Raw genomic sequence first — 14,293 nt, 5'->3', positions numbered from 1 at the left:
AGCCGCCCCTTCGCAATCACTTGCAACGGACCAATCGCACCGCCTCTCAGCGCGGCTTCTTGGCCTGCCGGATGTCGTCGGCTTTGACCTGCTTGTGACGCAGGAAATCCGACAAGTCCGATGGATCTTCCGCACTCGCCGATACGAAGAAGATCAGGGCACCGACTGCGACCAATCCGATCAGGATGCCGCCAACGCCAGCGAACGAAATAATATCTGCCGTCATCGCTAAAGTCCGCCATTGCCCCCAAGAGCAGCGCTACGGTGCTCCGTCTATGCGCGACTTGCTGTTCCCCACGTAACAGCCGCAGCCAAATGCAATCCGACAATTGCGGCGCTAATTGAGCCGCAGAGAACGCATTTGGCCTCGCCGTCAAATTGTGACAGTAAGGACTTATGCCTCTCACCGCCCTATCCGATTAACCCTGTGTTGAGGCAATCCTGTTCGAAAGAAACCATGCCGTCCGCATCTGTCGCGCCTTTGAAAATCAAGTTTCGTGCGTTGGCTCTTGCGTGCCTTCTTCTCGCTGGCAACGCTGCCGACGCCGTTGCTCAGTGCGGCAACGGGTCGGCGGGCTTTGACGTCTGGCTGCAACGCTTTCGCCTTCAGGCCGGCGCTCAAGGCATCAAGTCGAGCACTGTCGTCTCAGCCTTGTCGAGCGTGACCTACGATCCGACCGTCGTCCGCCTCGATCGCTCGCAGCGCTCGTTTAAATTGAGTTTCACGCAATTCTATGCGCGCCGCGTCAGTGAGGGCATGATCCGCCACGGTCGCGCGCTGATGCGAAGCCATGGCGCGCTTCTCAATCGTATCGAACAACGCTTCGGCGTGCCGGCACCCATCATCGTCGCGATCTGGGGATTGGAAACGAACTACGGCGCCAACTTGGGCGCGCGCTATTCCATCATCCGTTCGCTCTCCACGCTCGCTTATGATTGCCGCCGGTCTGAATTTTTCACCGGACAACTTCTCGACGCCCTCCGGATTGTCCAGGAGGGCGACCTGACACCATCGCAATTGCGCGGCGGCTGGGCAGGCGAGATCGGGCAAACCCAATTCCTGCCGACGCCCTACATTCGCTTCGCCGTCGATTTCGACGGTGACGGCCGAAAAGACCTGATCAACAGCGTGCCCGACGTTCTGGCCTCCACCGCTAACTTCCTTGCCGGACATGGCTGGCAGCGCGGCGCCGGCTGGCAGCCCGGATCGCCGAACTACAGCGTTATCGCCGAATGGAATAAAGCCGAAGTCTACGATCGCACAATCGCCGCCATGGCTGATCGGCTTGCCGGCAATTGACGCTGCGGCTCAATCAGCCCAGCGCCGGAAAATCACCGACGCGTTGACGCCGCCAAATCCGAAGCCGTTCGACAGCACGTATTCGACCTCACTCTTGCGGGCCTCAGGTCCGATCAGGTCGAGACCTTCCGCTTCCGGATCCGGATCGGTCAGATTGAGTGTCGGCGGCAAGATGCCGTTACGGAGCGCCAGAACGGAAAACACCGCTTCAAGACCACCCGCCGCCCCAAGAAGATGGCCGGTCGCCGATTTGGTCGATGAAATTGCGGCACCAGGTCCGTTCCCGAAAAGTGTCCGCATCGCCGCCAGCTCGCCGCCGTCGCCCACCTGCGTCGACGTCGCGTGCGCATTGAGATACCCGATCGCGTCCGGTCCGATGCCGGCCATCGCAAGCGCAGCCCTCATCGCACGCAGCGCGCCGTTGCCGTCCGGCGGACCCGACGTCAGATGATAGGCATCGGCGCTCGTCCCGTAGCCGACCAATTCCGCGAGTGGCTTGGCGCCGCGCGCCAGGGCGTGCTCTTCCGTCTCGATCACAAGCATGCCTGAGCCTTCGCCCATCACGAAACCATCGCGCGCCATATCGAACGGTCGCGACGCCTTCGTTGGCTGATCATTAAATCCAGTCGATAATGCCCGCGCTGCCGCGAAGGCTCCGAGCGCGACCCGATTGATGCAGGCTTCCGCGCCCCCGCACAGCGCGATATCGGCTTCACCGCTACGGATCATGCGCATGCCGTCGCCGATCGCCTGCACGCTTGCGGCACACGCCGTCACCGGCGCCCCGAGCGGCCCCTTGAAGCCGTTGATGATCGATACGTTGCCCGCCGCGAGATTAACGAGAAACGCCGGAACCGTGAAAGGCGAAAGCTTCTTCGCGCCGCGGCTATCGACCGTCTGGACCGCATCGGTAATCGTCAGAAATCCGCCGATGCCCGATCCGATAACAGTCGCCGTCCGTTCGCGCGCAATCTCATCCACAGGCGCCCACCCCGACTGCGCCAATGCCTGGCGCGAGGCTTCCACCGCAAACTGGATGAAGCGATCCATTTTCTTACGGTCCTTGACCGGAATGGCTTTCGCCGGATCGAAACCGTCGGGATCTTCGCCGATGTCCGGAACGACACCGCCGACTTTGCAATCGACATCGGGCACGATCGCATCATCCAGTCGCCGGATGCCCGATTGCCCCGCGATAAGACGCGTCCAGGTTGCTTCAACCGTCCCGCCGAGCGGCGACACGACGCCCAATCCGGTGACGACAATGCGCGGACTTCCTCGACGTTCGGCCACGTGAACCCCTTCCCTGAGATCTTTCAGACCCGCATCATGCGTCACTTGCCGGCACCGGCAAAATCCGACTGATAAATGATATATGTCATTTAAAATAACAAGCTCGCGATCCTGACGCGGCCCGTCATGCCGAAATTTCCCGGACACGGCTACCACAGCCGAAACGGACCCGCTAACGCACCCCGCCCCTGTTGCATACTTGCAGCGCTGAGCGCAAAGGCGCGCTGAACATCTGAAATTTGCACCGACTTCGCTGCTTCCGCACTAGGCGGGGAGGCCGCCAGGGCCTATGAAAAAGCCGCGGGCGGCAACGATTGCAAATTTTCTTCGGAAGCCGCTCATGCCTCTGATCGGAAAGACGATTTGCTGAAAATCGTCCTATCGCATCGGCGGCGGGTTTCGGTATTTTTGTCGCGTTAGTTCGTAAGCAGAGTGTTGTAGCGGTGGGTAGCGTTCGGACAATTCTGGCGAGCCTGTTTACGGCTCTTGGCGGGTTTTTCCTTCTCGCGATGACCGCGGGGGTTGGCTTCGCCCTCTACGTCACGGCCGCGCCGGACAGCGTCACCTCGACCGCCGAAGCGCAAACCGTGCCGTCGACACCGCTATTTAAGCCCCAGGCATCGATCTCATCCAATTCCAAGCTGATCCGCTTGGCCTCGGCATCGTCGGAAATACCGTTCGACATTTCTAGCAAATCGTCGGAACGGGCCCGAGTCCGCCAGCTTCAAAAAGCCCTCGCGCGCGCAGAATGCTATGACGGCCCGATCAACGGCGTCTGGAGCGCTGCGTCAAAGGAAGCCATGCGCAGTTTCGTCCATTCCACGAACGCAGAGCTGCCGGTCGACGGACCGGACGAAGCCCTCGTCGCCCTCATCGAATCGAACGACGCCGTGATGTGCGAGCGCGGCCGCACCATCGAAACCGGATCGCTCGGATCTTCATTGCAGATCGCAGCCGAGCAGGCGCACGTCGAGTTCATGGCATCGAAATCGGCGCCGTCTCCGGCTGCCGACAGCAGCAATAGTTCCCAAGCAGAAGATTCGGCCCTCCTTCGCCGCGCGTGGGCGCCGGCCGAAATGCTGACGCCCTCAAAGGGCAACCCGTCCGAACTCAGCACCACCGCCGGCACCGGCTCCAGCCGTCGAACTGCAGCGCGCCGACCAACATGAAGTCATGGCGAGCAACGACGCCGCGGCCGACGTCAAAGAACCTTCGCCGACAACATCGACCATTCGCTTCGAGGGCGGCTCGCCTCTCCCCGCGGTTCAGACCGCCGATCCGATGCCCGCGCCTCCGAGTGCGGCAGCCGAGCCGCCAAAATCCTCCGCGAAAGCGAAAAAAGGGAAGACAGCCAAACGGCGGCCTGCCAACAATGAGGATGTCACAACGACGATTAGCCGGGGCTTCGACACGCTCCAGCGCTCGATCTCGTCGATGTTCTGAGAAGTCCCGGAGATTGAAATCATGCCGAGGCGAACCGCAGCCGTGATCGCGACGGCCCTGGCCCTCGCGTGCACCTCGTACGCAGCCGTTGCCGGCGAATACGCCCCCCTCAATTGTCGCAAGGCCGGCTCGCCGTCCGAGAAAACCATCTGCGGCTCTTATGCGCTCGGCCAGAGCGAAGCTCGCATGGCCACGCTGTACGCCGTCGCCACCTCTCTCGTCGCCATGGGCCAGCGCGGTGACATCCAGGACGCCCAGCGCAGCTGGCTCGCATCCCGCGATGCCTGCGGCGACAACGTCGGCTGTTTGACCGAGGCTTATGACAAACGGATAGCGGCCCTCGATAAAGTGATAGCAGGTATCGCCTCTCGCGGGCCGTATTGAGCCCGGCCGAAACCGCCCCCATATCGTCTTGCTGAAATCCCTCGCGGCCCGCCGCGGGTAAATTCATGCAGACTGGAGGAACGGCCATGCTGAGTTCCGATGCCGCAAGGCTCTGCTTTATGACCGGCGCGTTCGTTCTGGCGGCTGCCACGAACGCCGGCGCGATCGAATGTAGGGAAGACTATCAGATCGTTCAGGGCCGCCCGATATCGACACCTTACTGCCGCGACGGCTATCTTGCCGAGGTTGCGCGCCAATACGGCTATAAGATCTCCGCCGAGACGATGCGCAACAATCCATCGCGCAAGGAAGAGATCTGCCGCTTCATCGGCGACGACATTCGCGTCCAGACCGCATGTTCGGAAGTGACGCCGCTTCCACACGACTCGCACTGATACACGCACCGCGAAAATCGTTTAAATCGAATACCGCCGGTCGTCGCGACCTTTTATTCACCGATCCGCACGAAACCTCGCACGCAAGAATCCGAACCGTCATTTGCAGTTCTCGCCCCCAAGCAAACGAAACGAAAGGCACGAGCCATGACAGCGACCACGATTGCGAAAAATCATTCTGGAGTCTTCAAGATCGGCGGCGATATGCCCGTCAACCGGTTGGGCTTTGGCGCCATGCGCATCACCGGACCTGGCATTTGGGGCGAACCCGCCGACAAGGCGGAAGCGCTACGCACGCTTCGCAAACTCCCCGAACTCGACATCAACTTCATCGACACCGCCGACAGCTATGGACCCGAAGTCAGCGAGCGCCTGATCCACGAAGCGCTTTATCCCTACAAGGGTCTGACCATCGCGACCAAGGCAGGACTCGCCCGCACCGGCCCCGACGTTTGGATCCCGCTCGGAAGGCCCGAATATCTCCGCCAGGAGGTTCTGCTCAGCATTCGCAGGCTCGGTGTTGAGCGCCTGGATCTTTGGCAATTGCACCGCGTCGATCCGAAGGTGCCGCAGAACGAACAGTTCGACGCGATCAAGTCGATGCAGTCCGAAGGTCTGATCCGCCACGTCGGCTTGAGCGAGGTCGGCGTCAAGGAAATCGAGGCCGCGCAAAAGTTCTTTAAAGTTGCGACGGTTCAGAACCGCTACAATCTCGCCGATCGGTCGAGCGAAGGCGTTCTCGATTTCTGCGAAAAGCATGGCATCGGCTTCATTCCCTGGTTCCCGCTCGCTGCCGGCGATCTCGCCAAACCAGGTTCACGTCTGGAAGCCATCGCGAAAAATCACGATGCCGGCCCAAGCCAAATCGCGCTCGCTTGGCTCTTGAAGCGCAGCCCTGTGATGTTGCCGATCCCCGGCACCTCGAAGGTCAAGCATCTCGAGGAAAACATCGCCGGCGCCAACATCAAGCTGACCGACAAGGAATTCGCTGAACTCAGCGCGTTGTCGAAGCCCAAGGCGTGACGATAAAGCCTTAAGGCGGAGGAGCCGGCAAACATCGCGCCGGCTCTTTTCTGCCGGGTATCCATGCGGTCGGCGCAACCGCCCAATTCCCCATGTCATCCCCTGTGAACAACGGAACCCGACGACATCCTGCTGGTATCTAAACCGCGGTCGTAATAGAATCACGCGAGTTGATTTCTGAATCCCGATTACGCACGGCAGGCTTCCGTAAAGTAGCGCCGCATTAGCAACACAACTTGTCATAAGGTTCGCGCCCGCCGGCGCTCGGTTGGCCCATTGCCGCGAATATGCTAGCCGAACCCTGAGGATTTTTGAGGACTGTATGCGCTTAACGACGTCGGCCATCATTGCGGGAGTGCTGATGTGGTTGGCGGTTTCACCCGCCGCAGCCAGCCCGACGCTGCTGTTTGAGCCGTCAACGGGAAAAATCCTCTACGCCGAAGACATCGACGACATTTGGCATCCCGCGTCGCTGACGAAGCTGATGACGGCGTACATCGCATTCGAAGCCATCAAGAACGGCGAAATCCACCTCGACGACAAAATTCCCTGCTCGTTGCCGGCGACGCTCCAGCCGCCGAGCAAAGTCGGTCTGCAGGTCGGCCAAACTCTGACGGTGCAGCAGGCTCTGCAGGCCGTCATCGTGAAATCCGCCAACGACGTCACCGTCATGCTCGCGGAAGCCATCTCGGGCAGCGAAGCCAAGTTCATCGAGCGCATGAACACCACCGCCAAGCGCCTCGGCATGACGCATACGAATTACGTCAACACCAACGGCCTGCCCGATCCAGGCCAGCTGACAAGCGCCCGCGACCTTGCCAGGCTCGCGCGCATCATCACCAGCGAATACCCACAGTATGCAAGCTATTGGGCAATGCCCGACATGCGCATCGGCAAGCGTCGCCTTGGCAGCCACAACGCCCTTCTCAAGACATTTCCGGGCGCCGACGGAATGAAGACCGGTTTCACATGTGATTCCGGCTACAACGTCATCGCCAGCGCGACGCGCGACGATCGCCGGTTGATGGCGGTCGTTCTCGGCGAGTCATCCGGCAACGAACGCGCGATCCGTGCCGCGAGTCTTCTCGAATATGGCTTCCAGAATTACGATTGGAAGCAGCTCTTCAACACCAACACCATCGACAGCTATCCGATGGACGCCAACTTCAAGCCGGTGATCTCGGTGCGCGACACCGTCGCGGCATGGGGCTGCGGCGGTCATCTCCGCCATACCGCCGGCGCCAAGCATAAATCGAAGCGCAAGCTCGCCGCTTCCAAGCAAAAAGACGCCAAAAAATCCGCCAGTGCCCCCGACGATGCCCGCTCGGCTCTGAAGGGTCCGCAGACGGAAGGCGCACCTGACAACACCACGACCGGGCCCGTCACCACGAAAGCCGCATCGCAGACGACGGCGGATTAGCCCTAACGCGCCAACTCTTTCGTGCGGCCCGTCTAAACCAGCAACTCCAGCGGCCGTTTATCGAAAATGCATCCGGGCGGTTGTGCGGGCTCAGGCGGCGACGCCTGCTCCGAACCCGCGCCGTCGTCGTCTCCGGCTCCATCGTTCGGCGCCTGATCGTTATCGTCCGATGAGCCATTGTCGGGATCGGTGTTGGATGGCGGTTCGGCGGAATTGCCGTCAGGTGCCGAGTCATCCGGATCGGCGTTTTGCGCGAGTATCATTCCGGCACAGCCATGCGCTAAAGCACACGCGCGCGCTGCGCCATTTCCGGTCATGCCAAAAAGCGAAACCGCTGCAGCGACCGATACCAACGCGCCCGAAACCCATTTCATACTGCTGCATTCCTCGCTTTTCGCAGTCCACAGGCGCGATGCAAACCAAACAACCCCAAGCTTAACCTAAATTCCAAGTGCGTTGAAACCATCAGCACGCGTCATGGCGTCAAACTTGCTTTGGCACAGACACGGGAAGCTTTCATTAAGCCTTGAGTGGGACTGAACGATGACTTGGCCGCGCCGTGCGCCCTTGGATACCGACGTTGACATTACGCCGCCGCCTCAGGACCTGGGCGCGATGGCGGAAGTACTTGAAGGCAGGCACGGTACGTTTGCGGCCGGTGTCGCCGAGTTCTTCGCTCTCTATCATGGCCAGAAGGGCGATGCGGGTAGAGCATGGGCGTGGACAAGCGTCGCCGAACTCGTCCGCACTCGCGAGCGCGAACGCATCGACGAGATGTGAGAATTTGCCTCTCCCCTTGGGCCGAAGGAAACAGGGAAATAGAAGTCCTACATCGGCGATGCGATCACGAGCGTCCAGAACGACTTGAATTCGGTGTGCGGATCCTGGACCAGCGCGATGCCCATGTTGGTGGCGTCAGGGGTCAGCAGGTTTTTGTTGTGACCCGGGCTCTCTTCCCAACCCTTCATCACTTCGTTGAAGTTGATCTGCCCCGTGCCGACGTTCTCGGCCGTCAACCGCGCTTTGTAGCCGGTGCGCTTCACCCGATCCCACGGATTGGAGCCATCCGAACCATAGTGCGAGATGCGGTCCCACTTGGCGAGATCGCGCGAATGCGACTTAGCAGCTTCCGTCAATTCGGCGTTGAGCTTTAACGGCTTCAAGCCGAACTTCTTGCGATAGGCGTTGATGACGTCGCGCGCCATTTCCGCGTTGAGCGACGTTCTGGAATAGTCACGATCGGCCAGTACGCCCGGCGCTGCCTTCTCGTATGTACCCGACGGTGCCTTGTCGAGCATCGCGACCTGCGTTCCGCGCGAAGCCGACGGATCGCCGCCAAGCCCGGCGCTGCTCTTCGAAGACAAATACGAAGATGGCGTCACCGACGCCGTCGTTTCGTTTTCGCTAAATCCGGACGTGATGGAGGTGGAACCGAGGCTGCAACCGGCTAAAGCGGTGACGAGCCCGGCTGTGAGCGCAACGCGATACATTTTGGCAACTCCCGGCACGAGACGTGCGGCTGCGGTCAGCATTGCCGGAAATCCGTTAACTGGACGTTAACGCTAACAAATTGCGACTCGCCGCCTTTCGCGCGCCCCTGCGGCCTCTGAGAGCCAACCATGACTCGGAACCCTCAACGAAACTCGTAACCCCACCGCCTCTATGATCGCGCCAACAAGGTGTCGCGATTTTGACGCGGGATTGGCAAAAGGCTGGCACGACGGGCTTTTACGAGCATTTGGGACGGGCCTCCACGCTGTGGGCCAGTGCGGTGGAGCCCTTGGAAGTGCTCAACCAATCATCGAAGTTGTCGCGACAGCGCATTTGATTCGCGCGGGGAGACCATTCGATGAGTGCAGCCGTCGAACATTCCGGCAGGACCGAGGGCAGCGCGTCGCCTCTGCTGACGGTCCGCGAGCTTTTGCTTCTGCGCATCGCCGTGGGTGGTGCGACACGCGCCGATCTGCAGCGCGACGTCGCCCCGCTGCTGACATCCCGTATGTCCGGCCTGGAGTTCCGTCGCTCGGCGGAGCTTGCCATCAGCTCGCTGATCGGCGCCGGTCTGATTACCGAGGCGAAAGGCCGTCTCGCCGTCACCGAAAAAGGCCGACAGCCCGCCGAGGAACGCTTCGCCGCGGTCCGCGCCTTCCCGACCTCCTGGGGCGAGGCCAAAACTTCGCTCATCCTCGGCGCCCTGTCGGCGAGCGATACGCCGTCGATCCGCAAGGCGCTCACGCGTCCCGAAGGCCTTGCGGCGCTGATCCTACAGCATCGCTACGGCAAGACGACCGCGCGCGTGCTCTCCCCCGCCGATCTCAGATCCGAACTCGCCATCGTCGCACTCGAACGCGCATTCGGAAACAAGATCAAGACCGGCCTTGGCAAAGGTTCAGGACTCCCCGCAAAAGCCGGCCGCCTCCTCGCCGGCCAGCTGTTCCGTTCCCCGCGCGAGATTTCGAGCGACGGCAAGCTCATCATCCAGCTCGCCTGTGAAATTGCCGGAGCCCGCGAGGCAAGCGTTGCCGCCCTCGAGCTTGCACTTCTGCGCTCGCTGCTTGAACCGCGGGAGGAAAGCGAAAACGCTCACGCTCAGCGGCCGTCGCAGCGCGCCGAGCCCCAGAAGCGCCCGCCTCGTTCGCCGACGCCAAGGCCTGCCAACGACCGACTGCCGCTCGACGGAACGAGCGTTCCCCCGCCGCGAGTTGTCTCGCCACCCGACATGCCGGAATTCTGTCGCGCTGTTGTCGATGCGGCACGACCTGTCGCTGAGGGCTGGCCAGGCAACAGGAAGGCGTTTATCTCTTTGGTATGGAAGGCGATTCGCAACGCGCGGCCCGACTGGGGTTTATCCGAGATTGCGTTCAAGGGAATGCTCGCGGAAGCCCATCGCTCCGGGCGGCTCGAACTGGCGACCGCTGATCTCAAGGACGGCCGCGATCTGAAGTCGCTCGAGGATTCCAAAATCCTCTACAAAAATACCGTCTGGCACTTTGTGCGCGTTCAAGATTGAAGGCATTTCGATTCGAAATGGGTGTTGAAGGCGCCTCCCTCAAACAGTCGTCGTTTGCTCCCTCGCTCTCGCCCGACAAGCTGAGCGAGGCGTTCGAGCATTCGATCACCTGGGAAGATGATCTCTGGCGCGCCGACCCGGTCGACGTGCCCGAGATCCACGCCAAGGCGCGCCAGAAATTCAACGACCTGCTGACGGCGGTAACGTCGGGCCGCGGCTATCACATGCAGGATCGCATCCTGCTGTTCCACGGCCAGTCGGGCGCCGGCAAAACCCATCTTCTGCGCGCGCTGCGCACCGACTCGCATCGCACCGGCCAAACCTATTTCGGCTACGCGCAGATGACGCCCGACGTGCAGAACTACGCCGACTTCTATCTGCGCCGCCTCGTCCATTCGCTCGAAAAGCCCTACGATCCCGACCGCTTCGGTGAGTCCGCGCTCCAGCGCCTGACCAACCGGATGGTGCTCGATTCCGAGGTGATCTCGTCCGCTGATCTCGAAAAGCTTCGCGACGACACGCTCGACGATAAACAACTCGCGAAGTTGATCCTGCGCCTCGCCGACCAGATCGTCGCCTGCGAGAAATTCCAGACACGCGAACTCGACATCAACATCGTGCGCGCGCTTCTCTACCTTCAGCGCCGCGACCCGCGCATCGATCAGCGCGTCCGCCAATACTTGAACGGCCGCAACCTCACGCCGATCGCACACGAAGCCGTCAGCGCCCTCGATCCCAACGACGGCGAAGACCGCGCCTTCGAAATCATCGCCGCGCTCGGCGCGCTCGTGTGGACAGTCGATCGCGCCGCGTTGGTGTTCTGCATCGACCAGGTCGAAGACCTGCGCTTCTTTGACAACGCCGAGGACCGCTTTCAGCGCGCCGTCCGCGACTTGATCCAGATCGCCAACCGCCTGACCAACGCAATCATCATTATCTCGTGCCTGGAAGATTTTTACGGCCAGGTCCGCAGCCTCGTCGCGCAATCCTACATCGACCGCATCGAGAAATCGGGACCCGTTCTGCTCCGCGAAAGCCGGACGCCTGAGGAAGCGCGCCTCATCATCTCGAAGCGCCTCGCCTACCAGTCGGAATTGAACGGTAGCGGGTTGAGCTTTCCGGATGCCTCGCAATTCTTCGGACCGCAGTTCTTCGAAGAGTTCGGAGGTCTGTCGACCCGGCGCCTGCTCGAGCACGCGCAATCGCGCCTGCGCGAAGCAACCTCGACCGAAGGCGACGATCGCGACGCCGAACCGGAGCGGCCATCGTTCATTTCTACGCTCGCCCAGGCGCTCGGCCAGGCCATCGGCTTCGGCAGCGCCGAGGATGACGCCCCTGGCTCGCTGTCGGCCGTGCAATTTCGCGAAATGTGGGAGCGCTTCGCCAATGAAAGCGAAGCCGAAATGCCCGCCGACGAAGGCGAGCTGGTCGATATTTTGTCCGGCGCTCTGCAACTCGCGCGCGACGAATGGGCCCGCGCGATCGAGATTACCACCAAGAGGCTGGAACTCGGAGACGAACTTCCCGCGCTCGATCTCACCGTTCGCCACCGGACGGGCTTTGCCAACGACGTGCGCATTTTCATCTGCAACGGCAAGACCCAAGGCGGCGCCTTGAAGCGCCAGCTCGACAAGGTGCTGACGTCGATGCAGGGGAAACCCTGCTTCATGCTGCGCGCCAGCGACTTCCCGCCGAATTCGAAAAACCAGACGGCGCAGGCCCTCAGGAAATTCCGCGAGAACGGCGGCCGTCAGCTTCTCGTGCCGATCCCCGAATGGGAACGCATGATGACGGTGCGCGAGTTCGCCGCCCATCATCGCGGTGACGCCGGCATGACGCAGTGGCTCGAAGGCGCCAAGCCGCTGTCAAGCCTGATCTCGATCACGCACCTCTTGCGCCTCGATCTGCTCGGCCGTCCGGTGCCGCGCCTCGTCGCGAAAGAAATGGATGACCCGCAGTCCTCGCTCGACGGCTTCGATACGCTCTCCGCGGAGCAGGCGCGCGCCGCAAACCCGAACGGCCGAGACTCATGCCTGCCGGCCAACGACGACGATCTGCCGATGTCGGTCATTCTGGACGAAAACGGCAGCTACGGCGCGAGCATCCTTGCGGGCCGAGAGAACGCTCACCGCGCACGCCCTGTGACCCTCAACAAGAGCGTTCTGAAGCGTCACGCGGCGTTCTTGGGCGGCTCCGGCTCCGGTAAGACGACGCTCGCACTTTCGCTCATCGAGCAGCTCCTGCTCCGCGGCGTGCCCGCCGTCTTGATCGACCGCAAGGGCGATCTCGCGAGCTACGCCAACCCGGAAGTCTGGCGCGCCAACGACAACGAGACGCCCGATCGTCGCGCTGAGCGCGAAAAACTCGCGGACGCGATCGACGTCGCCGTCTATACGCCCGGTCGCGCCTCCGGACGCCCGATCTCGATCACGCTGCTGCCGAACGGCATCAACGAGTTGCCGGACCATGAGCAGCAGCTGCTCGCCAACCTGTCCGCCGCCGCTCTCGGCGAAATGCTGCATCTGAAGAATTCCGCGACGCACCAGAAGCAATCCGGCGTCCTCGCCGTCGCTCTGCGCATTCTCGGCTCGCTCTCGACCAACGAAGTGACGCTCGCCGATCTGATCCATCTGCTCGAGGATGAGCACCCCGAGCTCACCGACCAGACCCAGCGCATGGACCCGTCGGGCAAGCTGCGCCGCGATCTCGTCGCTCAGTTGGATTCGCTCCGCCTGCGCAACGCTGCACTGTTCGAAGGTGGCGGCGAAAGCCTGCGCATGGAAAGCCTGCTTGGTCTCGGCCGTTACCAGCGTCCGAACCGCACGCGCTTGTCCGTCATCTACACGGGCTTCCTCGGCGACAACGAAAACATCCTGTTCTGGGTCTCGCAGTTCCTGTCGGAAGCGCTGCGTTTCTGTCAGCGCAACCCCAATGATGAACTGCAGGCCGTCGTCATGTTCGACGAAGCTGATCTCTACATTCCGGCGAACTCGAAGCCGGCGACCGCAGAGCCGCTGCAAAGCCTTTTGAAGCGCGCCCGCTCCGCCGGCCTCGGTATGATGCTCGCGACCCAGTCGCCAGGCGACCTCGACTATAAAAGCCGCGATCAGATCACCAGCTGGTTCATCGGCCGCGTCCGCGAAGACACTGCGCTGCGCAAGCTCAAGGCGGCATTCCAATCGGAGTTCTGGTCTGGATCCCGCGACCGCCCTCCCCGGCCAGACGGTCGGCGAGTTCCATCTTGTGCAGGAAGGTTTGGTAAGGCCGATGAAGGCGCAGCGATCGTTGATCGGCGCCGAACAGGTTCCCTTCGACCGCATCGAGCAGTTGGCTGCCGAAACGAGGGGTACGGATGAACGCCAGTTGCGTCTGTTCGATCTGCGCTAAAATTCAATTCGCGTTTCAAACTTTGACATAATCCGTGATGGTGCATGGCCGGAAGTTGCCGCCGCGAACGCGATCGTCAGCGCACCACAATACCGCAACCATCTGGAATGATTATAAAATATATAGATTATAGTGATCAGGAAACGCTGGGTTTCCGCATAGGTTAACTGTTGGGGTTGTTGTGACCGCGTTTCGACGGCCTGGGCTGCAAAATCCGAACATCCCCTGTCAAGTTTTTTCGCAACGCTGTAGTCTGATCAAAGCTGAGCCGTAAGGGATGTACACTCGGCGCGCTGACGGGGGGCGGCTCCTTTCAGTGAAAAGGTGATGAGGCGATCGAGGGGGCAAACCGGTCGAAACATCGCGTAGGGCCGCGCGTAACAGTGGAGTGAACTTACGAGTTCAGTGCGGGGTAAGGTGTTATGGTGGCGAAACCTTTCGTCATGATGGTCGTTGCGGCCCTCATCGGACCGGCTATTGGCGTTGGTCTTTTTATTCTAATGAATAACTTCTGATCGGCGGTCGCCAAGGACGCGCCCTTCATCGTCTGCGCTTCTCCGGCCGCATTTGCTGCCGGAGCAAGCCACATATTTGCCGTCTCTGGGATCGGAAACCGCCCCGAGTTCGCTGAGTTGACG

General features: G+C 61.2%; 14 protein-coding genes. 10 read left to right on the top strand and 4 right to left on the bottom strand.

The window, feature by feature from the left end:
* Positions 1 to 46 precede the first annotated feature (46 nt).
* On the bottom strand, positions 47 to 226 hold the full coding sequence (locus QM780_RS17185; RefSeq protein ID WP_415071653.1) for a hypothetical protein: 180 nt from the start codon (positions 224 to 226) through the stop codon (positions 47 to 49).
* 231 nt (positions 227 to 457) lie between these two features.
* Between QM780_RS17185 and QM780_RS17180 the strand changes: the two genes are divergently transcribed.
* On the top strand, positions 458 to 1,300 hold the full coding sequence (locus tag QM780_RS17180; RefSeq protein WP_415071652.1) for a lytic murein transglycosylase: 843 nt from the start codon (positions 458 to 460) through the stop codon (positions 1,298 to 1,300).
* 9 nt (positions 1,301 to 1,309) lie between these two features.
* On the opposite strand, the gene fabF is transcribed toward QM780_RS17180, so the two are convergent.
* Positions 1,310 to 2,593, bottom strand: coding sequence for a beta-ketoacyl-ACP synthase II (gene fabF / locus QM780_RS17175; RefSeq protein ID WP_415071651.1), 1,284 nt, complete (start codon positions 2,591 to 2,593; stop codon positions 1,310 to 1,312).
* Positions 2,594 to 3,036: 443 nt separating this feature from the next.
* Between fabF and QM780_RS17170 the strand changes: the two genes are divergently transcribed.
* From QM780_RS17170 to QM780_RS17145, 6 genes are all read left to right on the top strand, one after another.
* Complete coding sequence (locus QM780_RS17170) at positions 3,037 to 3,762, top strand: peptidoglycan-binding domain-containing protein (RefSeq protein WP_415071650.1); 726 nt, start codon at positions 3,037 to 3,039, stop codon at positions 3,760 to 3,762.
* 4 nt (positions 3,763 to 3,766) lie between these two features.
* Entirely contained in the window at positions 3,767 to 4,036 is a 270-nt protein-coding gene (locus tag QM780_RS17165) for a hypothetical protein (RefSeq protein WP_415071649.1), read from the top strand.
* Between the two features lie 21 nt (positions 4,037 to 4,057).
* The gene (locus QM780_RS17160; RefSeq protein WP_415071648.1) at positions 4,058 to 4,420 is read left to right on the top strand and encodes a lysozyme inhibitor LprI family protein; all 363 of its coding nucleotides are present in this window, start codon (positions 4,058 to 4,060) and stop codon (positions 4,418 to 4,420) included.
* A gap of 86 nt (positions 4,421 to 4,506) precedes the next feature.
* On the top strand, positions 4,507 to 4,815 hold the full coding sequence (locus QM780_RS17155; RefSeq protein ID WP_415071647.1) for a hypothetical protein: 309 nt from the start codon (positions 4,507 to 4,509) through the stop codon (positions 4,813 to 4,815).
* 147 nt (positions 4,816 to 4,962) lie between these two features.
* Entirely contained in the window at positions 4,963 to 5,838 is an 876-nt protein-coding gene (locus QM780_RS17150) for an aldo/keto reductase (RefSeq protein WP_415071646.1), read from the top strand.
* 322 nt (positions 5,839 to 6,160) lie between these two features.
* Positions 6,161 to 7,258 (top strand): D-alanyl-D-alanine carboxypeptidase family protein, encoded by a 1,098-nt coding sequence (locus tag QM780_RS17145; protein ID WP_415071645.1) that lies wholly within the window; start codon positions 6,161 to 6,163, stop codon positions 7,256 to 7,258.
* Between the two features lie 32 nt (positions 7,259 to 7,290).
* On the opposite strand, the gene QM780_RS17140 is transcribed toward QM780_RS17145, so the two are convergent.
* The gene (locus QM780_RS17140; RefSeq protein ID WP_415071644.1) at positions 7,291 to 7,632 is read right to left on the bottom strand and encodes a hypothetical protein; all 342 of its coding nucleotides are present in this window, start codon (positions 7,630 to 7,632) and stop codon (positions 7,291 to 7,293) included.
* A gap of 169 nt (positions 7,633 to 7,801) precedes the next feature.
* Between QM780_RS17140 and QM780_RS17135 the strand changes: the two genes are divergently transcribed.
* Positions 7,802 to 8,038, top strand: a complete 237-nt coding sequence (locus tag QM780_RS17135) for a hypothetical protein (protein WP_415071643.1) — start codon at positions 7,802 to 7,804, stop codon at positions 8,036 to 8,038.
* Between the two features lie 47 nt (positions 8,039 to 8,085).
* On the opposite strand, the gene QM780_RS17130 is transcribed toward QM780_RS17135, so the two are convergent.
* Entirely contained in the window at positions 8,086 to 8,790 is a 705-nt protein-coding gene (locus QM780_RS17130) for a CAP domain-containing protein (RefSeq protein WP_415071642.1), read from the bottom strand.
* 317 nt (positions 8,791 to 9,107) lie between these two features.
* On the opposite strand from QM780_RS17130, the gene QM780_RS17125 reads away from it, so the two are divergent.
* Positions 9,108 to 10,268 carry a hypothetical protein gene (locus QM780_RS17125; RefSeq protein WP_415071641.1) on the top strand — a complete coding sequence of 387 codons (1,161 nt, stop codon included), beginning with the start codon at positions 9,108 to 9,110 and terminating at the stop codon, positions 10,266 to 10,268.
* A gap of 17 nt (positions 10,269 to 10,285) precedes the next feature.
* A complete protein-coding gene (locus QM780_RS17120) occupies positions 10,286 to 13,624 on the top strand; it encodes a helicase HerA-like domain-containing protein (RefSeq protein ID WP_415071640.1) in 3,339 nt (1,112 codons plus the stop codon).
* Positions 13,625 to 14,293: the final 669 nt, after the last annotated feature.

Source organism: Hyphomicrobium sp. (assembly GCF_047600905.1).
In the GTDB taxonomy this organism is placed as follows: Bacteria; Pseudomonadota; Alphaproteobacteria; order Rhizobiales; family Hyphomicrobiaceae; genus Hyphomicrobium_B.
Note: the sequence above shows the minus strand (reverse complement) of the source record. Positions and strands in the feature narration are given on the sequence as shown.

Coding starts and splice junctions, on each gene's coding strand:
- QM780_RS17185 (WP_415071653.1), bottom strand. CDS start 226: ATGACGGCAGATATTATTTCGTTCGCTGGCGTTGGCGGCATCCTGATC.
- QM780_RS17180 (WP_415071652.1), top strand. CDS start 458: ATGCCGTCCGCATCTGTCGCGCCTTTGAAAATCAAGTTTCGTGCGTTG.
- QM780_RS17165 (WP_415071649.1), top strand. CDS start 3,767: ATGGCGAGCAACGACGCCGCGGCCGACGTCAAAGAACCTTCGCCGACA.
- QM780_RS17160 (WP_415071648.1), top strand. CDS start 4,058: ATGCCGAGGCGAACCGCAGCCGTGATCGCGACGGCCCTGGCCCTCGCG.
- QM780_RS17155 (WP_415071647.1), top strand. CDS start 4,507: ATGCTGAGTTCCGATGCCGCAAGGCTCTGCTTTATGACCGGCGCGTTC.
- QM780_RS17150 (WP_415071646.1), top strand. CDS start 4,963: ATGACAGCGACCACGATTGCGAAAAATCATTCTGGAGTCTTCAAGATC.
- QM780_RS17145 (WP_415071645.1), top strand. CDS start 6,161: ATGCGCTTAACGACGTCGGCCATCATTGCGGGAGTGCTGATGTGGTTG.
- QM780_RS17140 (WP_415071644.1), bottom strand. CDS start 7,632: ATGAAATGGGTTTCGGGCGCGTTGGTATCGGTCGCTGCAGCGGTTTCG.
- QM780_RS17135 (WP_415071643.1), top strand. CDS start 7,802: ATGACTTGGCCGCGCCGTGCGCCCTTGGATACCGACGTTGACATTACG.
- QM780_RS17130 (WP_415071642.1), bottom strand. CDS start 8,790: ATGCTGACCGCAGCCGCACGTCTCGTGCCGGGAGTTGCCAAAATGTAT.
- QM780_RS17125 (WP_415071641.1), top strand. CDS start 9,108: ATGAGTGCAGCCGTCGAACATTCCGGCAGGACCGAGGGCAGCGCGTCG.
- QM780_RS17120 (WP_415071640.1), top strand. CDS start 10,286: ATGGGTGTTGAAGGCGCCTCCCTCAAACAGTCGTCGTTTGCTCCCTCG.